Origin of the sequence: Ereboglobus sp. PH5-10 (assembly GCF_029504735.1) — a bacterium.
GTDB lineage: Bacteria > Verrucomicrobiota > Verrucomicrobiia > Opitutales > Opitutaceae > Ereboglobus.
In genome coordinates this window covers 98,790-119,818 of sequence record NZ_JAQFIP010000001.1, presented here as the reverse complement: position 1 = coordinate 119,818, position 21,029 = coordinate 98,790, and the positions used below count along the sequence as shown (strand labels likewise).

Below are 21,029 nucleotides of genomic sequence, written 5' to 3'. Positions count from 1 at the left end.
AAGTTAGCCAGTTTTTCACGGTTGCGTGACCGTTTTCACGATAAACTCGTGAGTGCGCAAAAATGAAGAGTTGTTTGCGCGCAGTTCAAGTTTTCCCGCAAATAATAACTGAAATTATGCGGTGTATTAGCTGGGGTGGGGCGGGGTGCTGAGTCGGGGCGAGTCCGGCAAGCCGGCCTGGATTGCGCATTCGCGGCGTCCCTACGATTTGCGAATCGCAAAAATGTGGTTGGGGTGGGCGACGGCGCCGAGCATGAAACTGGTTTCGCCGACATGGAGCCAGTTGTGTTTTTTGTAGAAGTCGATTGCGCGCTGGTTGCCCGCCCAGGCGGAAAGCCAGACGGCGGTTGCCCCGGCGGCGAAGGCGTGCCCGGTGGCGTGCCGGAGGAGCCTGGAGCCGACGCCCTGGCGCGTGAAGCGTTCGAGCACGTAGAGGCGCGTGATTTCGGCTTGCGCGGCGTCGGGTAGCGAGGGCGTGGCGGCGGGGAGGGTAACGTCCGCAAAGCCGATGATGCCGTCGGAGGTTTCGGCGATTCAAATTGTGGTGGACGGGGCGGCGATATGCCGGCGGATTCGCGGTTCGGTGAACTCGGCCAGCACGTGTCCGGCCATGTCGCGGGTGGGGGCGTCGCGGGCGTAGGTGTCGATCCACACGGTTAATCCCGTCGCTGCGATGAGCGACGCGTCCGTTTCGGTGGCGCGGCGGATATTAATGTCCATCGCGGGAAAGAACTGATGACGCGATCCGGCCTCCTGGATGGAGGCTCGCGCCGTTCTGTTAGTAGCGGCGGCGCGGAGGGGGCCGGCGCCAACCGGCGGCCGACTCGTCCTTCATGCGGTAGGTGATGCGCGCTTTTTCGAGATCGTAGGGGCTCATTTCCATTTTCACCGAGTCGCCTGCCGCGATCTTGATGAAGTTTTTGCGGAGCTTGCCGGAGATGTGCGCGAGCACGACGTGCCCGTTTGCCAGTTGCACTTTGAACATGGTGCCGGGGAGCACGGCGACGATTTTGCCCTCTACTTCGATTACGTTGCTGTCAGCCATAGGTTGCGGGGCGCGACGCCCCTTTTCAGGTGTGTGGTTGCGGTTTGTGTTGGTGGTTGGTGTTTGCGAAAAAACAGCGCGCGCGCTGCTGAACGAAAAGCCTCTTGAAAGAGGGGCGCGCTCCGCGTAAGTCAAGGTTTTCCGCTTTATCAATGGATTCCGTTTCATCGCACAACATGCAAAAAAATGCCGCGCCCCCCTGTCCGTTCGACAAACGGTTTCCCTCGCAACTGGTCCGTGATGACACGTTTTACATGAGCCTGGCGTTCAACCAGGCCATTGATGCGTGGCGCGAGGACGAGGTGCCGATAGGGTGCGTGATCGAGCTGGGCGGCGAGGTGATCGCGGGCGCGCACAATCGCGTGGAGTGCACGAACGATCCGACTGCGCACGCGGAGATGCTTGCGATCACGCAAGCCGCGTCGCACGCGGGCGACTGGCGCCTGGAAAACGCGACGCTTTATGTGACGAAGGAGCCGTGCCCGATGTGCTCGGGGGCGACATTGATGTCGCGTGTGAAACGGGTTTGCTACGCGGTGCCCGACCCGAAGATGGGATGCCTGGGCGGCGCCACGAACCTGAACGATTTGCAACGAGTGAACCACCATCTCGAAATCACCGCGGGCGGCGTGCTCGAGGATGAGTGCCGCGAGTTGTTGCAGCGGTTTTTTCAGGAAAAAAGAAAAGGCGGCGACTCGGACCGGTCCGCCTGATTTTTAGAAAACAACCCAGGTGCGCAGCGCCCAGGCCGCGAGGTGCAGGGTGGCGCAGGTGGCGAGGGCGGCGGCGGTGTCGTCGAGCGTGACTCCCCAGCCGCCGGGCAGGTTTTGCAGGCGCGAGATGCCGAGGGGTTTTGTGATGTCGTAGAGCCGGAAAATCGCGAACGCCGCCAGATACACGCCCCAGGGCGCGGCCCAGTTTGGCAGCGACCCGGCGACATGCGGCCAGCCGAGAAAGCAGAGCGGAATCGCGACAAACTCATCGAGCACGATCTGGCCGGGGTCGCGTTCGCCGAGTCGGAATTCGGCCTCGCCGCAAAACGCGACCGAGAGCCAGACCAGGAGCAGGCAGATCAAAATCACGACCGGCAGCGCGAGATAATGAAACACCAGCAGTTGAAACAGGAGCCCGGCGAGCGAACCCCATGTGCCGGGCGCGCGGCGCATGCGCCCGAACGGGCCGACGCGCGCGATGGCGAGCACGATGCCCGAGGGCACAAAGCGGGGCCAGGTGGGTTGGCGAAAATTCATCCCTTGAGCGCGCCTTCCTCAAAAACTTTCCGGTATTTGAGGATGTAGCTCACGCCGGAACTGACGGTGAGCAATGTTGCCAGGACAAAGAGCCCGAGGCCGGTGTAGTTTATAATGTCCGCGTAGGTCGAAATATCCACCGGCAGCTTGTGCGCCCAGTCGATCACAATCGCGGGTTCGAGAAGCATGAACGCGACCGCGATGAGCTGGACGATGGTCTTGATTTTTCCGGTGCGCTCGGCGGCCACGACCACGCCCTTGCTGGCGGCGGCCATGCGCATGCCGCTCACCAAAAATTCCCTGCAAAGCGTGAGCATCACCAGCACCAGAAAAAAGATGACGAGATGGCTCTGGTCGCTGCCCTGCTTGATTCCGTAATAGGCGACGAGCGCCACCATGATGCCGATGACCAGGATTTTGTCCGTGAGGGCATCCATGAATTTGCCGAAATTGGTGACGATGTTTTGCTTGCGGGCCAGGTAGCCGTCGAGCCAGTCGCTGATCGCGGAAATGATGAAAAGCACGAAGGCAATCGTCGCCGAGCCGCGCCACGAGCAGAACATCAACCAAATGATGACGAACATCAGAGGAATCCGGGAAAGTGTGATGATATTTGGGAGATTTAATTTCATTCGGGATCAACAGTGGCGCGACACACTGACAGCGTTTCTCGATAAAAGAGCCTCGTCATGTTGGGCTAATTCGTATTGGAAACAACCCACAAGTTGCGAGTTTCGCGACTTCCGATAACGGCCAAGATTGACGCGGCGAGCAAGAAACCTTTTTCAGAAAAGCCTCCACACTTCATCCTTTCATTCATGCAACACTGCATCTATCCGGGCACTTTTGATCCAGTCACCTACGGGCACCTCGACGTGCTCGCGCGCGCGTCGCGGCTTTTTGACCGCGTGACGATGGCGGTGGCAAGCAACGAGGGCAAGGGGCCGCTCTTCACGGTCGAGGAGCGTGTCGAGATGATCCGCCCCAACATCGCCAACTTGAAAAATGTGGACGTGCAAGTCTTCGACGGCTTGCTGGTCGATTTTGCATTGTCTCAAAAGGCGACGGCGATCATCCGCGGGTTGCGCGCGCTTTCGGATTTCGAGTTCGAGTTTAACATGGCGCTCATGAACCGGCATCTGCAGCCGGCCATTGAGACGCTGTTCGTGATGCCCCGCGGCGCCTACAGTTTCACGAGTTCAAACCTGATCAAGCAAGTGGCGCGCTACAACGGCGACGTGAGCCATTTCGTGCCCGACAATGTCGGCGCGGCGTTGAAAAAAGCCTACCAAGGTTAATCCCGCCAAAACACCGGCGACCGAGGGATCGTCGCGGGCGGGGGTGCCAGAGCTTTTTTGGTTTATTCTATCGCATTGAGGTAGGGCGAACCGTCACGGTGAGCCGCAACACACTCGGCTCACCGTGACGGTTCGCCCTACCAAAAAGGCGTTTCTCAGAAGTGCGGTTGCAGCTTTGCGATGAAGCTGCCCTTGGATTGCATGCCGACGACGGTGTCGATGAGTTTGCCGTCCTTGAAGAGCAGGAAAGTGGGAATCGCGCGGACGTTGTATTCGGCGGCGACGGCGCCGTGGTCGTCGATGTTGAGCTTGGCGATTGTCACCTTGCCCTCAAGGTCGGTGGCGAGTTCGTCAAGGATTGGCGCCATGGCCTTGCAGGGGCCGCACCAAGGGGCCCAGAGATCAATGAGAACGAGGCCGCTGGCGATGGCGGTTTTGAAAGTGTCGGCGGTGAGATCGGCAATGTTGGCGGACATGATGTGAAATTAAGAATTAAGGTTTATGGATTGAGGAGTGAAGACTGCGACGGTGGATGCGAAGAGTGAAGTTTTAAAATCAATATGTGTTTCTGGTGTTAAGGATAACGGAGTCGTCAAGCGGCTGTCGGGAGATTCTCGTTTGCGGGAGGCCGCGCTTCTTAAATCTTAAATCTCAGCCCTTAATTTTTATCTCGGCGTTGCCTTGTGGATGATTTCGGCGAGTTCGGCGCGCTCGACTTGGGAGAGGTGTTTGCCGCGGTGTTTGAGCTCCTCGAACGTTTTGATGACGGTTTCAGTCATGCGCTCGTGCGTTTGCTCGGAGCCGCCGACGATGGCGAATTGCTCGCCGGTGGTGACTCGTTTGTGCCCGTCCGCATTGTCGAGGCCGACGCCGAGAAGGGCGGACGCGCCGGCGGGTTTCCTTGGGGATTTCTTGATCGCGGGCGCTGTGATCTTGGCTTTTTTTGCGGTGGGTTTTTCGGCTTTGGACGCGGCGGGTTTGCGCTTGGCGGGGCGGCCGCGGCGCTTCGGGGATTTGTCGTCGTTGGATGGCGATTTGCTCACGGAAAAAAGAAGGTGGGCGCGGTGTTGAAAGGCGCAAGGATTGAATAAGGCGATATCCACAAAAAAGCACAAAAGGCGCAAAGATAAAGGCGGCCGATGACTTTTTTTGCGCCGCTTTGCGGTTATTCCTCAGGCGGTCTCATCTTCGGGCGGCGCGTCGAACTCCGAGGTGAAATTTTCCGCGGACTGCCCGGTGGATGTGGCGTCCGGCTCGTCCTCGACCGCCGTGCAGAGGATGTCGGAGTAGGCTTCGTTTTGGCTGATGCGCAGCTTGTGCAGGCGCGTGAGCTCGAGGACGGCGATGAAGGTGGCGACGAGCGTGCGAAGTGTGGTTTTGCCGGGGAAAAGATTCGAAAATATGAAGGACTTTTCGGTGCGGATTCGCTCGAGGATGTGTTCCATCTGGTCGGCCACGGTGATTTGCTCGTCCTTGATTTCGCCGACAACGAGTTTTTCGGCGAGGCGGCGCAGGATGATGTTGAACGCGTTCCAGAGTTCGATGCGGTCGACGTTTTTGAGGGGGCGGTCGCTTTCGTCGGGCGCGTCGGATTTGACGATGCGCGGGAGCTTGTCGTGGTTGAAGGTGGCGAGCCCTTGCAATTCCTGCGCGGCCTCCTTGAACTTTTTGTATTGGAGGAGCTGGTGGACGAGTTCGTAGCGCGGGTCGATGGCGTCGTCGTCGGAGGCGTTGGGATCGACGGCATGCTCGCCCTTGGGCAGGAGCATGCGGCTTTTGATTTCCATGAGCGTGGCGGCCATCACGAAAAAGTCGCCGGCGATTTCGAGGTCGAGCTCCTTGAGCGAGTGAATGACGTCGATATACTGGCGCGTGACCGACTCGATGGGTATGTCGTAGATGTCGATTTCGTTTTTCTTGATCAGGAAAAGGAGGAGATCGAGCGGGCCTTCGAAGGCGGGAAGTTTTATGCGATAGTCGGTTTCTGGCAGCACGGGGCGGAAATGCTTGGCAACGCGGCGGGACGGGCAAGTGGAAAAATGACGAAAAGAGTTTTCCGCCTGTTCCCTCGGTTATCGTTGATTCATCAGCCCTCGGCTTCGAGCAGGCGGGTGGCGGCGGCCTCCCAGTCGGCGGTGGCGGCTTGGAGGCGGTCAACGACACTCGACAGGTCGCGGTTCAACTGCTGCGCCTTGCCGGGAGTGTTGTAGGTTTCGGGCGCCTCGAGCTCGGCGGTGAGCTGGTTTTGCTGTGACTCAAGTTCGGAGACATATTTCTCCAACTGGCCAACTTCCTCGCGCAGTTTGCGGAGCTGGTTGGCGGTGAGCCTGGGTTTGGCGGGCGTGGCGGCGGGAGCCGTTTGCGACGCTCCCGTGGCGGCGGCGGATTGTTTTTCCTGCGGCGGGCGGGCGTTGGTGAAGCCGGCCGTGGTGAGCGCGGCGCGGGCGTCGGTGGCCTTCGATTTTTCCAAATAATAATCGTAATCGCCCGCGTAGGGCGTGAGGCGGCCGGCGTTGATGTGCAGGACGTGCTGCGCGATTTGCCTGATGAAATACACGTCGTGGCTGATGAAGATGAGCGTGCCCGCGTAGTTTTTCAGCGCGCCGATGAGCGCGTCGATCGAGGGGATGTCGAGGTGCGTCGTCGGCTCGTCCATGAGGAGGAGGTTGGGCGGGTTGACGAGCAGGCGCGCGAGGGCGAGGCGCGATTTTTCGCCGCCGGAGAGCACGGAGACTTTTTTGAAAACGTCGTCCTTGCGGAAGAGGAACGCGCCGAGGATGGCGCGCACCTGCTGCTCGGTGAGCTGGTTCTCGGCGGTGCGCAGCTCCATGACGTTTTCGAAAACGGTCGCGTCGGCGCGCAGGGTGTCGAGGCGGTTTTGCGCGAAGTAACCGGCGGTGACGTTTGCGCCGAGTTCGCGCGTGCCGCCCTGGATCGGGATGACGTCGGCGAGGATTTTGAGAAGCGTGGATTTGCCCGCGCCGTTGGGGCCGACAAGCACGATGCGCTGGCCGCGCTCGGCCATGAATTCGAGGTCGCCGCGATACACGACATGGTCGCCGTAGGCCTGGTAAACGTCCTTCAGCTCGACGACTTTCAAGCCGGAGCGCGCGGGCTGGGGAAAGCGGAAGTTGATGCGCTTGAGTTCGTCGAGCGGCTCCTCGATGGCCTCCTCCTTGAGGCGGGCGATTTGTTTTTCCTTGGACTTGGCGCGCGAGGCGAGGGTGGCCTTGGCGCCGAAGCGGTCCACGAATTCCTGCAAGTGGGCGATTTCGCGCTGCTGGTTTTTGTAGAGGGCGGACTGCTGGGCTTTGCGCGCCTCCTTTTCGGTGACGTAGTTGTCGTAGTTGCCGTGGTAGTAGTGGAGCGTGCCGGCGCGCAGTTCGAGGATGCCGGTGCAGAGGGCGTTGAGGAACGCGCGGTCGTGCGAGATGACGACGAGGCCGCCGGGGTAGCGCGTGAGGTAGTCCTGAAACCAGAGCAGCGCCTCGAGGTCGAGGTGGTTGGTGGGTTCGTCGAGGAGGAGGAGCGAGGGTTCGGAGACGAGGAGGCGCGCGAGGTGGGCGCGCATGACCCAGCCGCCGGAAAATGTTTTCGCCTGCTTGTGGTGGTCGCCCTCGCGGAAGCCGAGGCCGGCGAGGATGCGCTTGGCGCGAGGTTCGAGCGTGTAGTCGATGTCCCAGTTGTCCTCGGTCGGTTCGAGCTGCTTGCCGCTGGTGGCGATTTCGAGGATGGTCTCGTCGCCGACGGGCGCGCTTTCCTGGGGGAGAAAACCGAAGTCGGCGCCGCGCTCCCATTCGATGGTGCCGGTGTCGGCGCGCTCCTCGCCGAGGATGAGGTTGAAGAGCGTGGTTTTGCCGGCGCCATTGGCGCCGACGAGGCCGAGGCGGTCGGTGCGCGCAATGAAGAGCGACACGTCGCTGAAGAGTTCGCGCGTGCCGTAGGATTTGGAAACGTCGGCCAGAGTGAGCATGAAAAACCCGAAAGAAAAATGGAGGTTGCCCGCGCGGTCAATGGCGTGATGCGCGAAGATCGAAGACGGGTGGGCGGCCTCGCTAAAGCGGTCCGGGCAAAACGCAGTTCCGCGTTTTACCGGGCTTTTTGAATCAGTTCCACCTCGTAGCCTTCGGGGGCGTCGATGAAGGCGATCAGGTCGCCATCGACGGTTTTGGTCGGGCCGTCGCTTAGCTTGACGCCTTTCTTTTCAAGCGCGGATGCGAAGGCGGCGAGGTCGTCCACTTGAAACGCGAGGTGCATGAGGTCGGGTTGCACGTTGACGGGTTCGCTGTTCGGCAACTGGCAGAGCTCAATCTCCTCGTCGCTGTTGGGTGTCTGGATAAAAACAAGGCGCGCGCCGCGCGGCGAAACGGTGTCGGCGGAGACCTTGAGGCCAAGCACGTCGACGTAAAAGCGAACTGTTTTTTCGATGTCGTTCACGCGCATCCGCGTGTGGAGAAGTTTTTTAATCATGGTGGGGAGCAAAGTGCGGATTCGTTTAAAAAAGGCAAATAAAGGCGGCGCGATTGCGACTTTTTCGGGGGCTCCGGGGCAAACTTTTCAACAAGTAAAACACGGGCCAAAAAACAAGGGCGGCCAGTGATGCCGCCCTTACGATCAGACTGGGTTTCAAGTGGCGGGCGCCTGTTAGAAATATTTTATGTAGCCGTTGCGGCGGAGGCGTTCGAGCCATTGCTCCTGGCTGGCGCGGGCCATTTGCTGGAGGACGATGCGCTCGATCTGGTCGCGGACCTCGTCGATGGGCTGGATGCCGGCGTATTTGCGATCCTCGACATACATGAGAAACGCGCCCTCGGGCATGAGAATCGGTTCGGTGACCTCGCCTTTTTGCAGCTTGAAGAGCGGCTCGCTGAGCTCGGCCTTGAGATCGCTGCGTTTTTGCCAGCCCCAGTCGCCACCTTTGCTGCGGCGGGTGTCCTGGCTGACTTCCTTGGCGATGTCCTCGAATTTTTCGCCGTTTTTCATGCGATTGACCACATCGTTTGCCTTGGAGATGAGCTCGCCGTCGGTCTGGTTGTTGCGTGTGAACTGGATGAGGCGGAGGTGGACTTGGTCGTCCTGGTAAAACCTGTCCTTGTTTTCGCGGTAGAAGGTTTCGACTTTCACGGGGCTGACGACGCTCTGGCTCTTGCGTTGCTGCTGGCGCATGTAGCCGTTGATCATGTCCTCCTCGATTTCCTTGCGAAATTCGCGGATGGTCTGGCCCTTGGCGCGCAGGTAGGCGAGGAACTTTGAGCGGTCGTTGTCGTATTGCGTGATGATGATTTCCTCGAGTTGGTTGTCGATGTAGCTGGCGGGAATGCTTTTCACGGGCTCGCCGTCTTTTTCCTTGTAGAATTCCTTTACGATGAGGGCGCGATCAATGTGGTTTTGCACAATGTCGTCCTGAAGCGCCTGGATTTTGTTGAGGTAATCCTGCTCGCTCGTCGATTCGCGTATGATCTGAGGGAGAAGCGGGGTGATTTCGCGGCGGATGTCGTCCATCGTGATCGCCTTTTCCTCGACGACGGCGACGATGGCGTTTTGAAGGCGCAGGTCCATTTCCTGAGGCGCGGCGGGTTCAGCCTGCTGGGGCGCGGGAGCGGGCATGTCCGGGACGAGTGAAATCGAGCCGGCGCCGGGATCAAGGAGCGACGGCGACTGTGCGCCGAGGTTTTGGGGTGCTGCGGTTGTGCAAAGGATCGCCGCGAGCGCGGCAGCAGGGAGACGGGTTGCGTGAGAACGGGTAAATATCATGGATGAACGAATCGTTTGCCGATGGGTGAGACTGCAGCTTGTGTCAAATGGTTCAGTTTTATTGATGTGCGAAACTGCGGAAAGTAGGTGTTTGAGAGGCTCGGTCAACAGCGGAAAACGCGGTTCGCTCGCTGCAAAAGGCAATGCGGTCGGGGCGGTGGGTGTCCGCTTCGCAATAAAAACACCCCGCGTTTATTGGCGCGGGGTGCCGGAGTGTGCGGGAGGCTGGTGTGCGTTTGCCCCGGTGTCAGAATTGCTTGCTCGCGCTGATGTAAATGTTGCGACCAAGGCCGATGCGCGTGCCTGTTTCCAGGTTCGAGGGATGCATGCGTTTTTGGTCGAACACATTGTTTATGCCCGCGTGCAATTGCGTGGTGCCGTCCAAAAAGCTGATGCCCGTGCGCGTCAGGCGCCAGCGCGCGGACACATTGCATTGCGTGTAATCGTCGCGCACGTAATAGGTGCCGTTGGAGTATTGCTTTGGGTTTTGGCTGGGCTTGAACCAGTGCGACACATCGGCCGAGAACTCAATGTCCTCCGAAAACGGGCGCACGGAGCCGCCCAGCCGGATTTTGTCGGCAAAGGCGTGCGGTGTTTTTTTGCCGGTCGCCGCGTCCCTTTGGTTGAGGTGCTCATAGGACAGGTTCACACCCCACTGCGTCATGCGGTAGGCCATTTCCACCTCGACGCCGTCGCGTTTGACCCTGCCGATGTTTTGATATGTTGCGTAGGGAGTGCCCGCGGGCGATGTGCCCGCGCCTTCGATTTCCTCAAGGGCGATCATGTCCTTGATTCGGCCCGTGAAATACATGGCCTTGACGTTGAAGCGGTCGTTGGCGGAAAAGAGGGCGCTTTTGCCCCACGAAAAACCAAATTCATACTCGGCGGACAATTCTGGATCGAGATCGGGATTGGGGCGATACCAGTAAACGATATTCAACGGGCCGTCCGAGGAGGTTTCGTGCGGCGTGGGCGCGCGGAACGCCTCCGAATAATTTGCAAGCAGCACGAGGCCGGTCAAAATTTCAGCGCTCACGCCGATGCGGGGCGAGAAACGCGAGCTGTCGTAATCCTCGGGCACGCCCTTGACCTCGCGCTTGAACGAGTCGTATCGCCCGCCGGCTTGCAGCGCCAGTCTCTCGTTCAGGAAGCGGGGCTCGTATTGCAGGAAAAGGCCGTAGTCGTTGTATTCATTGGGAATCGAGCCGAAATCCGTGCGCGCGGCATTGAGCACATAGAGCGCGTCCTCCTTGCGGTTTTCATAATCGGCGCCAAGAAGCAGCCGGTGCTTAACCGGGCCGGTTTCAAAGTGCATCAGGTTTTGCGCGCCGAGGCCTTTGCGTTTGTCCTGGTTTTTGTAATTTAGCGATTGTTCGATTCCGGCATTGGCGCCGCTTATGGGCACATAGGAGTAACTGCGGTCGAGGTATCCCTTGCTGCGGTAGGCGGTGACGTTCAGGTTGAGCCAGCGGCTGCCCGCCGGATTCGCCGTGTAGCGCAGGATCGAGTCCGTCTGCACCAAGTCGGCGAAAACGGGTCCCGTGGTGGTCGAGTATTGCTGGTTATACAAGCTCTGCCATGTCGTTTCGGCCTCTTCGTCGTATTTAAAAATGCTGAACGCGAGACGGTGGCCGGGGGCGATGTTCCAGCCCACTTTGACAAAGGCCGTGGTCGTGTCCTCGTCATTGCTGATCTCGTCAGAGCTGACCGTGGCGCTGAGCGGAACCTTGTCCGCGAGTTTCAAGTCGCCGCGATGTGACTGCTTGACAAACACCAGCAAATCGAGCGGCACACTCGCGGGCGCCACCGCCACGGCGGAGTATCCCTGCGCCAGGCTGTTGGAATCGTAGCGAGCGGAAAGAAACAACCCGACTTCGCGCCCCGGCAAAATGTAGTCCCGCGCGTCCTTTGTGGTCATGTTGATAATGCCGCCAATCGCGCCCCCGCCGTATGAAATGCCGGACGAACCCCGCACGATATCGACCTGCTTGAGCAAATCCGAATCAACGCGAAAGCTGGAGCTTTGATTGGAATAAAGGTTTGTGGAGCGGCGCACGCCGTCCTGCATGATAATCACGCGATTTTCGTTAACATAACCGAAACCGCGAATGGAGTATTGCTGCCCCATTCCGCGCCCCATGTCGTTGCCCATGTCAATGCCGGGCACATTGGCGAGCGCGCGAATAATATCAGCCGTGAAATCGAGATCGTCCGGCGTCAGCACACTGGCCGAGCCGGGGTATTTCTCGATATTGATGCCAAAACGCGTGCCAACTACAGTCATGCGCGCCAGCTCCACTGTGTTTTTGTTGTAATCATAGAGTTGCGCTTCACTTGGCGATTCCTGTCCGGACGCCTTCCCTGTGGAACCGTGCGCACTGGATGCCGTCGAGACATCCGATGCAAGTCCCTGCGTATGCACGCAGAAAAACACCGCCAAGGCCGCCAAAGCGCGAACGCTTGCAGAGATACCGAGCGGGAAAATTAATGAACAAGGCTTTAAGCTATTGAGACTCATACTCTGTCATGTAGAATGAGTCCCATTCTCATATGTCAACGCAGTTTTATCTTATCAATGAGATTGCGACTGTCGTTATGTTTCATTAAATGTTGTATGTTAATTGGTTATGGCTGCGAAAAATGTTTTTCGAGATTTTGAAGTCAAAAATAGACCTATACCGTTGAGACCCCGATAAGCCGCCGATTCTGTGATGAGGGCTGGGACTGAACAGCGGTCTCAAGTTGTTTTTCCTGCGTGTGCGCGGGGAATATTCCAGCAGGTGGATGGGTGTTCTGTCCACGCGCCACGACAATCTGTCGGCGAGTATTTGCGCAGATGCTAGAACCGGGTCTCGCATTGGGGGAGCGTTCGAGGTCTCAAGGCGCAATTTCGCGTCAAACGAAAGTTTAGTCTTGAGGGAACGCCACTTTTCTTTTCCGTTCCCTTTCACGCGGGCGCAACGCCCGCCGGTCGAGGCAATCCGCCACAAGATTGCCGCATTGGTTCTTTTCCAGCGTTTAACTTTTTTCTCCCTCATGCGCCGAAAGTGCGGACTATCGGTGTGGCGTGGGCGGGGGAGAAGGCCGAACGTGTTTGGAAAGCACTGAATAAGACTGAGATGGGCGCGGTAGCCAAGTGGTAAGGCCGAGGTCTGCAAAATCTCTATGCGCCGGTTCGATTCCGGCCCGCGCCTCCAATTTATGACTCGTTGGAAAAAATAGAAAACGAAATTGGGCAATTTGCGTGGATCGCAGGCAGCGTGGGATAAAACTCATCCAACGGCGGCGTGTTTGTCGCGAGAGGGATTTCATCCAGGGCGATTTGCCGGGAGCCTTGTCAAGCCGGACTCCCGTTGAAGGCGGGTTCTCTTTGTGTTGTGCGAACCGATGCGCATCGCGCTTGGATTTCCGAAGGGCGACGCCAGTCGGTCAAGTTTTGGGAAATCCAAAAGTGCCGTGAGCGCGGATGAATTTGCAGGAAATGGAGGAGTGCGCTTGACAAGTTGCCGCTGGAACGGTGCATTCACCGACTTTTCATCAGAATCTTTTCAGAAATCAGTAATCAACATGGCTCTTAAAATCCGTCTTTCCCGCATCGGTGCGACGCACCAACCCATCTACCACGTGGTCGTGGCAGAGGCTCGTTCCCGTCGCGATGGCGCCGCGGTCGAAATCCTCGGCACCTACTCGCCCCGTTCCAAGAAGGACGCTCTCACACTCGATCTTGCCCGCGCCGAATACTGGCTGTCCAAGGGCGCGCTCCCGACCGACACCGCCAAGGGCCTTATCAAGAAGGTTCGCAAGTCGGCCACGATCGAAGCTCCGGTCGTCGAGGAAGCACCCGCTGCTTGATAAGCGCGCGTCACTTCGCTTCGCATCGTCAATTTTTTCCAACCACGCCTCGGCTTTTGACAAGCCGGGGCTTTTGTTTTGTTAATCAAGCCCGAACCGCCACGCCGGCCTTCGCAACCCTCAACCAAATCGACCCATGAGCTCTGAATTGCCCCGAATCCTTCTTTCGCAACTGACCGTCGCAGTGCCTTACTTGTTGCTTTATACTATCTGTTTCTTTTGCGCTCTTGCCTTGCGTTCGCGCGCCCCGAAGGCGGCGATCCTCGCCTTGGTTGGAATCGCCATCCTGTTTGCGGTATCGTTTTTTGGCACTTTGACCACGGCGTATATCATCAACATGCAAATCGGAGGAAACATACCCGCTGAAAAGATGAATCTTATTTTTAATGGGCTTGGGATTGTAAGGGCACTGGGATACGTTGTCGGGTTTGTTGCGGTGTTTGCGGCCGTGTTTGTCGGTCGCAGCGACAAGGCGCAGCCCGTCTCCCGCCCCCAGCCGCCCGTCGTCAATCAACCGCCTCCGGTTGCTTGAGTTCCTGAAATTCCGCGCCGTTCATCCATGCCGCTCACAATCGACGTCATCACACTTTTCCCCCGAATGCTCGACGGCTTTCTTGCCGAGAGCATCCTCGGCAGGGGCATCGGCGCGAAGCGGCTCGATGTGCGCGTGCATGACCTGCGCGAATGGACAACCGACAAGCACCGCACGGCGGACGACCGGCCCTTTGGCGGCGGCGCGGGCATGGTGCTCAAGCCGGAGCCGGTTTTCGCGGCGATGGAGCAGTTGCAAACACCAGGGTGCAGGCGCGTTTACCTGACGCCGGACGGCGAGCCGCTTTCGCCGGTGATCGCGGAGGAGCTTTCGCGCGAGGAGCACGTCATCTTTTTGAGCGGACACTATGAGGGCATCGACCAGCGCATTCGCGATCGCGTGATCGACCGGGAAATCAGCATCGGCGACTACGTGCTCACCAACGGCACGCTGGCGGCGGCGGTGGTGATCGACGCGCTGAGCCGTTTCATTCCCGGCGTGCTTGGTGAAGAAAAGTCATTGACGCATGAATCCTTCACAGGCAAGTTGCTCGACTTTCCTCAATACACGCGTCCCGCCGAATTTCGCGGCATGTCCGTTCCGGAAGTCCTCCTTTCGGGCGACCACCGCAAAATCGAAGACTGGCGGCACGCGCAACGTGTTGAGAAAACTCGCAAAGTTAGACCAGATTTACTCAAACAAAACCAGACATGAATCCGATCATCAAAGAAATCACCGCAAACCAGCTCAAGACCAACATCCCGCAATTCCGGGTTGGCGATGGCGTGCGCGTGCACACCAAGGTTCGCGAAGGCGACAAAGAGCGCATCCAGATTTTCTCTGGTGTCGTGATTGCCCGCAAGGGTGGCGGCATCCAGGAGACGTTTGCCGTCCGCCGCATCAGCTACGGCGAGGGCGTCGAGCGCGTTTTCCCCGTGAACTCGCCCAACATCGAGAAGATCGAGGTTGAGAAGCATTCCGTGCCGATGCGCGCGCGCCTCTATTATTTGCGCGGTCGCGAGGGCAAGGCCGCCATGGCCGTTCGCGTAAGGCGCAACGATAAAGCCTGAGCGGCGCATCCTTAATTTTAGACGAAAGGCGAATCCGAACCGGGTTCGCTTTTTTTGCGCCCAAAAGGCGGCGTGCGGCGTGTCGCCACCCGCCGCCCTCGCGGATTGTGCGCCCTGATTTTTTTTCAATCGTGCATAGACAACGCCGCGGATGCTCCCCAAGGTTGCACGCACTATGGCTGATACCAACACCGTCCCCGCTACCGCTTCCACCGACAGCATCGAAGGCTTGAGCACCTTGTTCAAGGAAACCCTGGTCAACCACGGCGTCTCGCATGAAACCGCGGTGCTCACCGGCACGATCATCGCCGGCGTGTGCCTCGTGCTGGTCGCGTTGCTTGCCTACAAGATTATCAATTTCATCGTGGTGCGAACCGTGCACCGGCTCATCGCCAAGACCGAGGCCAAGTGGGACGACGCGTTGATCGAGTCAAAGCTGATCCAGCGCTTCATGCACCTCGTGCCGGCGATCATCATCAGCACGTTTAACGCCCGCGTGTTTGCCGACGCGCCCGCGGTCGCATCGTTTGCGGATAGTTTTGTCAACCTCTACATCATCGCGATTGCGGTGGGGGTCATCTTTTCGGCTTTCGACACGGTGCATCTCATTTCACAGCGCACGACCCTTCTTAGCGGGATGCCGTTGAAGGGTGTGATCCAGGCCGGCAAGCTTGTCATCGCGCTCATCGCGGCGATCCTCGTGCTCTCGATTCTGCTCGGCAAATCGCCCGTCTATTTCCTCTCCGGAATCGGCGCGCTGGCCGCCGTGCTGATGATGATTTTCAAGGACGCGATCCTTGGTTTCACGGGTGGCATCATGCTTGCGGCAAACAAAATGGTCAGCGTGGGCGACTGGATCGAAATGCCCTCGGCGGGCGCGGACGGCGATGTGATCGACGTGTCGCTCACGACTGTGAAAGTGCGCAATTTCGACAACACGATCGTCACGATCCCCGCCTATTCGCTGGCGTCGGGTTCGTTCAAGAACTGGCGCGGCATGTCGGAGTCGGGTGGACGGCGCATCAAGCGTTCGATCAAGGTTGACATGAAAACAATCCGTTTTGCCGACGAAAAAATACTGGAGCACTGGCGCCATATTGAGCTGCTGAAGCCATACCTTGACGCCAAGCAGAAAGAAATTGACGAGGAGAATAAAAAGAAAGGTTGCGATCTTTCGGTGCTCGGCAATGGCCGTTGCCTGACGAACCTCGGCACATTCCGCGCCTACTGCGAAGCCTACCTGCGCGCCCACGCGAACATTCACAAGAAAATGACGCTCATGGTGCGCCAGCTTGACCCGACGGAGAAAGGCATACCGTTGGAGTTGTATACCTTCACAAGCGATGTTCGCTGGGTTCAATACGAGGGTATTCAGGCGGATATTTTCGACCATCTGCTGGCGATCATCGGCGAGTTTGGCCTGTCCGTGTATCAAAACCCGAGCAGCGAGGACGTGCGCGAATTTAAATCCGCCGTGGTCATGAAAGGTTAAGGCGGAAATCAAAACAAGTTCCATGCCCGGGGGCGCGCTTGTGAGGGGCGTGCTTGCCGGGCGCGTTTTTTTTCGGGGCGTTAAGCACGGCGGTTTCGGCGTTTCAAACGTCCGCCTGCCGCCTTGTCTTTGGCGGCACCCGCAACATGGGGCCGTGTTCGTGGATGGGGGAACTACTGTCCCGGACTTTGCGGGTTAGAGCTGGATTTTGATGCCTTTGCGGAGGTAGGTGGGGCGGTCCAGGTCCTGGTCCTCGAAGAGATTCAGGTCGGAGTTTTCGAAGGTGCCGCGCTGCTGGTCGGCTCCGGCGAAGGTGAATTCTTCCTGATCCTGATTTGCCGGGCCTTTTGTTTTGATGACAGTTTTTTTCCCTTTGGGGGCGGGTTGTTGAACATTGGTTTCGACGTTGGCGTTGTCGGCGGCAGGCGTTGCCGCGCGCACGGGGCGGGGGCGGGTGCCGACATCGGTGGTGCCTATGACGCAGACTTGAATGGCGTCCGGCTGGTCGTCGGAAATGGATGTGCCCATGAGCACGTGGGCATCGCGGCCATATTGCGCGCTTATCACGCTCATCAGGTCGTTGATTTGGGGGAGCGTGATGGCGGAGCCGGCGATGATGTTGACGATGAGGTGGTCAACCTTGCGCGCGGTTTCGGCGATGTGCAGGAGGGGGCACATCTTGAGGCTTTCGAGGGTTTGGGTGATGATGTTTTCACCGGCGCCGTGGCCGAGGGCGTAGAGGGTTTTGCCGCCGCGGGAGACAAAGGCGCGGCGGAGCGAGGCGAGGTCGAGGTTGATGAGGCTGGGGCGGCGGAGGATGGAATAAATGGAGTGGACGCCGCGGAGCATCCATTCGTCGGCGCGGCGGAGTGCGTCGGTGACGGATTCTGTGTCGGTGGTTTGTTGCAGGAGCAGGTCGTTGGGGAGGGTGATGACGGCGTCGCAGGCTCGGCGCAGCTCGACGAGGCTTTCCTCGGCCTGGCGCACGCGGCGCGAGCCCTCGAAGCTGAAGGGGAGCGTGGCGAAGGCGATGACGAGGGCGTTGTTTTCCGTGGCGAGTTCGGCGACGAGGGGGGCGACGCCGCCGCCGGTGCCGCCGCCGAGGGCGACTGAGAGAAAAATGATGTCGGCGCCGGTGGCGAGGGGGGCGAGTTGTTCGCGAGCAGCCTCGGCGGTTTCCCGTCCGAGCTCGGGATCGCCGCCGGTGCTGAGGCCGCCGCGGAGGGCGGGGGCGAGGAGGTGTTTTTCAGCGGGCGAGGTGTGCTGCGCGAGGGCTTTGCGGTCGGTGTCGATGATGGCGGTGTCGAGGCCCTCGAGCGAGGGCAGGGGGAGGCGCGCGAGGGCGTTGGAGCCGCCGCCGCCGATGCCGATGAGTTTGAAGGTGACGGGTGGCGCGTCGGGAGAGGCGGCGGGTGTGAGGGGGAGTTCGTGAAGGTCCATGCGACGGAGGCGGAAAGTTTAGTGTTTGAGTTTGGTGTTTGGCGCAGGCGCCGGCTGGTGGCGTCCGGATTTTCCCTGCTAACGGTTGAAGAGTCCCCAGATGCCCCCCTTTTTTGGCGGGAGTTGTCCGCGGGCGGCGGAGGCTCCGGTGAAGAGCAGGCCGAGGGCGGTGGCGTAGCCTGGGGCGCGGAGTTGTTCGAGGATGTGGGGGGGGAACTCGCCCAGGCGGGCGGTGGATTCGAAGGCTTTCGAGGCGGCGTCAACGATGCCCTCGAGCTTGGAGGTGCCGCCGGTGAGGACGATTCCGGCGGGGGTGTTTTCGGGGGTGTAATCAATGTCGAGTTTCTTGCGGACGATTTCGAAGATTTCGGAGATGCGCGCGGAGATGATTTGTTCGATGCTTTGGAGGGGGATGGGGCGGTCGCCGATGCCGTGGTCGCCGTTGAGCCAGACTTTGGTTGTTTTGTCGCGGCAGTGGAGGGTGGCGCGGCCGTGGCGGGTTTTTATGGTTTCGGCCTGTCCGGGGGTGGTGCGCAGGCCGAGCATGAGGTCGTTGGTGACGTGGTTGCCGCCGACGGGGACGACGCCGGTGACGTGCGCGGCGCCGTTGCGGTAGAGGACGTAGTCGGTGGTGCCGGCGCCGATGTCGATTGCGAGGACGCCGTGGTGGCGATCCTCGGGGGTGGTGACCATGCTGCCGGAGGCGAGGCTGGCGAGGCCGAGGTCGAGGATGGGCAGGTTGTAACCCTGGATAATGTAGATGGAGTTGGTGACGGTGTTGGTGTCGCCGTGGACGATCCAGTAGTTGGCCTCGAGGCGGTTGCCGCGGATGTTGAGGGGATTGGCGATGATTTGGCCGTCGAGGCGGAAGGGGCGGCGGATTTCGTGAACGATGGTGCGGTTTTCGGGGAGTTGCTTGGAGAGGGCGATCTGGCAGGCGGTCTGGATGTCGGTGGAGCTGACGGTGTTGCTGGCGGAGGAGACGTTGACGATGGCGTCGGTTTTGAAGCCTTGGAGGTGCATGCCGGTTTGGGCGAGGATGACTTCGTCGATGGGAATGTGGGCACTTTTTTCCGCGCCCTCAAGGGCGGTGTGGACGGCGTTGCTGGCGGCCTTGGCGTCGATGATCACGCCTTTCATCACGCCGGCGGACTGGCACTCGGATTTGCCGATGATGGTGAGGTTGCGCGAGGTGAGCTCACCGACGAGGACTGTAATCTTGGAGGTGCCGATTTCGACGCCGGCGATGATTTTGAAGTTTTTGGCCATGGGTTGATTAAAGGACTGAAGGACTGAAAGGCTGAAGGGCTGAAGGAATTGGCGATGGGACTGAGGCTGTTTTCCTTTCAGTTTTTCAGCCTTTCAGTCTTTTATTTTCGGTGAAAGGTGACGGGAGCCTGGATGCCGCTGGCGGTCTGGCCGACGGAGAGGTCGATGGTGTGGACGGGACCCCGGTTGGGATTCGCGGTGCGGGCGATGTCGTTGAGGATGTAGTCGAGGCGCGCGATTTGGTTTATGAATTCCTCGCGGATGCCGAAGGTGATGCGGGTGGCTTTGCTGGTGTTGACAACAAGGAGGCGGTCCTCGTCGTAGCGTTTCATGGAGATGGAGCGCCAGGTGGCGTAGTGATCGGGAATGTTGATTTGGGCCTCGGCGACAAGTTTGGCGACGAAGTCGATGCCGGCGAGGGGCAGGTATTGGTGGGCTCCGGGCGCGGTGCGCAGGAGGTTGACGTCGGCGAGATAGGGGAGGGCTGCGAGGGTGCCGGGCGCGTAGTTGGCGCCCGAATACACGATGCCGTCGGTGGCGACGAGAAGTTCCTCGCGCTCGCCGCCGGGTTGCTGGATGAGAATGCGGGCGACGGGGGAGCGTTCCTCGAGCGTGACAGTGAGCGTGTCGGGAAACTGGCGGGTGAGAACGGCGGTGTGGACTTGGGCGTGATCGAGGATGCGTTTGCGCAGGGCGGTGATGTCGAGCTCCATCATGTCGACGCCCTCGGGGAGCGCGAGTGTGCGGACGGTCCAGTTGTAATCGAGAACGCCGTTGGAGCGGACGGTGATGGTTTTGAGCGGGGTGTCCTTGACGGGCGCCTTGATGTCGGAGGGGTTGTTTTTCCAAACAGTATAAAGCTCGAATGCGATGATTGCCATGACGCAGAGCAGCAGGCAGAGGGCGATTTTCTTGATCATGTCTCGTTTCTGGCGTTTCTGGCTGATGGGTGTGCGGACGCCGGGGGTGACCTGGCGGGTGAGGTTCCTCCAGTTGTTGGGTGAGCGTGAGGATGGGTTTGGCGAGTGCTTCACGGGTTTCAAATCTCAGGGGGCGGCGGCGTGGCGGGCGAGGGCGGGCGCGACCATTTCGCGGAGGAGGTTTTCGAAATCGAGTCCGGCGCACGCGGCGCTTTTTGGCAGGAGGCTGGTGGCGGTCATGCCGGGGAGGGTGTTGATTTCGATGAGGAGGATTTCGTTTTCAGGTGTGAAGAAAAAATCGATGCGGGCGAAGTCGCGGCAGCCGCAGGCCTCGAAGGCGACCTCGGCGTTGCGGCGGATGACGGCGGCGGTGGCGTCGTCAAAGGGGGCGGGCGCGAGGTAGTCGGTTTTGCCGGCGGTGTATTTGCTTTCGTAATCGTAGATGCCGGACTTGGGGCGGATTTCGACGATGCCCATGGCGCGTCCGTTGAGGACGCCGACGGCGAGTTCGCGTCCGTGGATGCGGCGTTCGACGAGCCAGTCGCCGTCGCGCGCGGCGTCGAGGGCGGTTTCGAGTTGCGCGCGGTTTTCGATGATGCGGAGGCCGACGGAGCTGCCCTCGGCGTTGGGCTTGAGGACGAGGTCGGGGCCGAGTTGCGCGATGATTTGGGTGGCGGAGGGTTTGTTGTGGCGGGCGCTGAAGGTGAGTCCGGCGATGGTGCGGACGCCGCGCGCGGCGGCGGCGCGCTTGGTGCGGGTTTTGTCCATCGTGAACGCGCTCGAGGCGGCGTCGCAGCCGGCGTAGTGGATGCCGGCTTCCTCGAGGAGGCGTTGCATGCCGCCGTCCTCGCCGAAGGTGCCGTGGAGGGTTGAAAAGACAACATGGCGCGCGGGGGAGAGCGCGGCGGGAAGGGCGTTGCGGTCGATGATGATGTGCTCGACGGGAAAATGTTTCGCGAGCGCGGCGGCGCAGGCTTCGCCGGAGCGCAGGGAGACTTCGCGCTCGGAGGAGGTGCCGCCCGCGAGGATGGCGATGATGGGGGAAGGCGCGGAGGCGGGGGGAACGGGTTGGCGGGCGGATGTGTTCATGGCGTGCTCCTCGCGGGA

The 21,029-nt window shown here is 59.7% G+C and carries 23 protein-coding genes and 1 tRNA gene; 8 read left to right on the top strand and 16 right to left on the bottom strand.

Translation table 11 applies throughout. The annotated features are described in order from the left end of the window. Positions 1 to 201: 201 nt before the first annotated feature. Genes M2447_RS00535 through infA form a run of 3 tightly spaced genes read right to left on the bottom strand, consistent with a single transcriptional unit; the run spans position 202 to position 1,045 of the window. Positions 202 to 534: a GNAT family N-acetyltransferase gene (locus M2447_RS00535; RefSeq protein ID WP_277557193.1), complete on the bottom strand. Its 333-nt coding sequence runs from the start codon at positions 532 to 534 to the stop codon at positions 202 to 204. After that, positions 535 to 720, bottom strand: coding sequence for a hypothetical protein (locus M2447_RS00530; protein ID WP_277556871.1), 186 nt, complete (start codon positions 718 to 720; stop codon positions 535 to 537). A gap of 58 nt (positions 721 to 778) precedes the next feature. Continuing rightward, positions 779 to 1,045 carry a translation initiation factor IF-1 gene (infA, locus tag M2447_RS00525; RefSeq protein ID WP_277509627.1) on the bottom strand — a complete coding sequence of 89 codons (267 nt, stop codon included), beginning with the start codon at positions 1,043 to 1,045 and terminating at the stop codon, positions 779 to 781. Between the two features lie 152 nt (positions 1,046 to 1,197). Here infA and M2447_RS00520 point away from each other — a divergent pair, with 152 nt between their 5' ends. Beyond that, positions 1,198 to 1,758, top strand: coding sequence for a nucleoside deaminase (locus M2447_RS00520; protein ID WP_277556870.1), 561 nt, complete (start codon positions 1,198 to 1,200; stop codon positions 1,756 to 1,758). Positions 1,759 to 1,761: 3 nt separating this feature from the next. Here the strand turns inward: M2447_RS00520 and M2447_RS00515 are convergent, their stop codons facing one another. Together M2447_RS00515 and pgsA are read right to left on the bottom strand one after the other, a co-directional pair. Further along, complete coding sequence (locus M2447_RS00515) at positions 1,762 to 2,295, bottom strand: phosphatidylglycerophosphatase A (RefSeq protein WP_277509629.1); 534 nt, start codon at positions 2,293 to 2,295, stop codon at positions 1,762 to 1,764. Continuing rightward, positions 2,292 to 2,927 carry a CDP-diacylglycerol--glycerol-3-phosphate 3-phosphatidyltransferase gene (gene pgsA, locus M2447_RS00510; protein WP_277509630.1) on the bottom strand — a complete coding sequence of 212 codons (636 nt, stop codon included), beginning with the start codon at positions 2,925 to 2,927 and terminating at the stop codon, positions 2,292 to 2,294. Before pgsA ends, M2447_RS00515 begins: the two co-directional genes overlap by 4 nt. A gap of 186 nt (positions 2,928 to 3,113) precedes the next feature. Here pgsA and coaD point away from each other — a divergent pair, with 186 nt between their 5' ends. Further along, positions 3,114 to 3,593: a pantetheine-phosphate adenylyltransferase gene (gene coaD, locus M2447_RS00505; RefSeq protein WP_277509631.1), complete on the top strand. Its 480-nt coding sequence runs from the start codon at positions 3,114 to 3,116 to the stop codon at positions 3,591 to 3,593. Between the two features lie 155 nt (positions 3,594 to 3,748). Here coaD and trxA read toward each other — a convergent pair whose 3' ends face one another. From trxA to M2447_RS00470, 7 genes are all read right to left on the bottom strand, one after another. Continuing rightward, positions 3,749 to 4,069, bottom strand: a complete 321-nt coding sequence (gene trxA / locus M2447_RS00500) for a thioredoxin (protein WP_277509632.1) — start codon at positions 4,067 to 4,069, stop codon at positions 3,749 to 3,751. A 189-nt stretch (positions 4,070 to 4,258) separates the two neighbouring features. Continuing rightward, positions 4,259 to 4,636, bottom strand: a complete 378-nt coding sequence (locus M2447_RS00495; RefSeq protein WP_277556869.1) for a hypothetical protein — start codon at positions 4,634 to 4,636, stop codon at positions 4,259 to 4,261. Between the two features lie 129 nt (positions 4,637 to 4,765). Then, positions 4,766 to 5,587 carry a segregation/condensation protein A gene (locus M2447_RS00490; RefSeq protein WP_277556868.1) on the bottom strand — a complete coding sequence of 274 codons (822 nt, stop codon included), beginning with the start codon at positions 5,585 to 5,587 and terminating at the stop codon, positions 4,766 to 4,768. 92 nt (positions 5,588 to 5,679) lie between these two features. Then, positions 5,680 to 7,566, bottom strand: coding sequence for an ABC-F family ATP-binding cassette domain-containing protein (locus M2447_RS00485; protein WP_277556867.1), 1,887 nt, complete (start codon positions 7,564 to 7,566; stop codon positions 5,680 to 5,682). Positions 7,567 to 7,682: 116 nt separating this feature from the next. Next, positions 7,683 to 8,063, bottom strand: a complete 381-nt coding sequence (locus tag M2447_RS00480; RefSeq protein ID WP_277556865.1) for a VOC family protein — start codon at positions 8,061 to 8,063, stop codon at positions 7,683 to 7,685. A gap of 174 nt (positions 8,064 to 8,237) precedes the next feature. Further along, positions 8,238 to 9,347, bottom strand: a complete 1,110-nt coding sequence (locus M2447_RS00475; RefSeq protein WP_277556863.1) for a peptidyl-prolyl cis-trans isomerase — start codon at positions 9,345 to 9,347, stop codon at positions 8,238 to 8,240. A 247-nt stretch (positions 9,348 to 9,594) separates the two neighbouring features. Next, the gene (locus M2447_RS00470; RefSeq protein ID WP_277509639.1) at positions 9,595 to 11,769 is read right to left on the bottom strand and encodes a TonB-dependent receptor; all 2,175 of its coding nucleotides are present in this window, start codon (positions 11,767 to 11,769) and stop codon (positions 9,595 to 9,597) included. Between the two features lie 700 nt (positions 11,770 to 12,469). Here M2447_RS00470 and M2447_RS00465 point away from each other — a divergent pair. The 6 genes from M2447_RS00465 to M2447_RS00440 all read left to right on the top strand — a co-directional run bounded on the left by M2447_RS00465 (position 12,470) and on the right by M2447_RS00440 (position 16,293). Next, positions 12,470 to 12,544, top strand: a tRNA-Cys gene (locus M2447_RS00465). Between the two features lie 370 nt (positions 12,545 to 12,914). Beyond that, complete coding sequence (rpsP, locus tag M2447_RS00460) at positions 12,915 to 13,199, top strand: 30S ribosomal protein S16 (RefSeq protein ID WP_277509640.1); 285 nt, start codon at positions 12,915 to 12,917, stop codon at positions 13,197 to 13,199. Between the two features lie 136 nt (positions 13,200 to 13,335). Further along, positions 13,336 to 13,731, top strand: coding sequence for a hypothetical protein (locus M2447_RS00455; RefSeq protein WP_277556862.1), 396 nt, complete (start codon positions 13,336 to 13,338; stop codon positions 13,729 to 13,731). A 27-nt stretch (positions 13,732 to 13,758) separates the two neighbouring features. Next, a complete protein-coding gene (gene trmD, locus M2447_RS00450) occupies positions 13,759 to 14,445 on the top strand; it encodes a tRNA (guanosine(37)-N1)-methyltransferase TrmD (protein WP_277509642.1) in 687 nt (228 codons plus the stop codon). Continuing rightward, positions 14,442 to 14,801: a 50S ribosomal protein L19 gene (rplS, locus tag M2447_RS00445; protein ID WP_277509643.1), complete on the top strand. Its 360-nt coding sequence runs from the start codon at positions 14,442 to 14,444 to the stop codon at positions 14,799 to 14,801. Before trmD ends, rplS begins: the two co-directional genes overlap by 4 nt. Before the next feature lie 175 nt (positions 14,802 to 14,976). Continuing rightward, entirely contained in the window at positions 14,977 to 16,293 is a 1,317-nt protein-coding gene (locus M2447_RS00440) for a mechanosensitive ion channel domain-containing protein (RefSeq protein WP_277509644.1), read from the top strand. Positions 16,294 to 16,488: 195 nt separating this feature from the next. Here M2447_RS00440 and M2447_RS00435 read toward each other — a convergent pair whose 3' ends face one another. From M2447_RS00435 to M2447_RS00420, 4 genes are all read right to left on the bottom strand, one after another. Next, entirely contained in the window at positions 16,489 to 17,733 is a 1,245-nt protein-coding gene (locus M2447_RS00435; RefSeq protein ID WP_277509645.1) for a cell division protein FtsZ, read from the bottom strand. Positions 17,734 to 17,811: 78 nt separating this feature from the next. Further along, on the bottom strand, positions 17,812 to 19,002 hold the full coding sequence (ftsA, locus tag M2447_RS00430) for a cell division protein FtsA (protein ID WP_277556860.1): 1,191 nt from the start codon (positions 19,000 to 19,002) through the stop codon (positions 17,812 to 17,814). Between the two features lie 101 nt (positions 19,003 to 19,103). Beyond that, complete coding sequence (locus M2447_RS00425) at positions 19,104 to 20,036, bottom strand: FtsQ-type POTRA domain-containing protein (protein ID WP_277556858.1); 933 nt, start codon at positions 20,034 to 20,036, stop codon at positions 19,104 to 19,106. 12 nt (positions 20,037 to 20,048) lie between these two features. Further along, a complete protein-coding gene (locus M2447_RS00420; protein ID WP_277556857.1) occupies positions 20,049 to 21,011 on the bottom strand; it encodes a D-alanine--D-alanine ligase in 963 nt (320 codons plus the stop codon). Between the last annotated feature and the right edge of the window lie 18 nt (positions 21,012 to 21,029).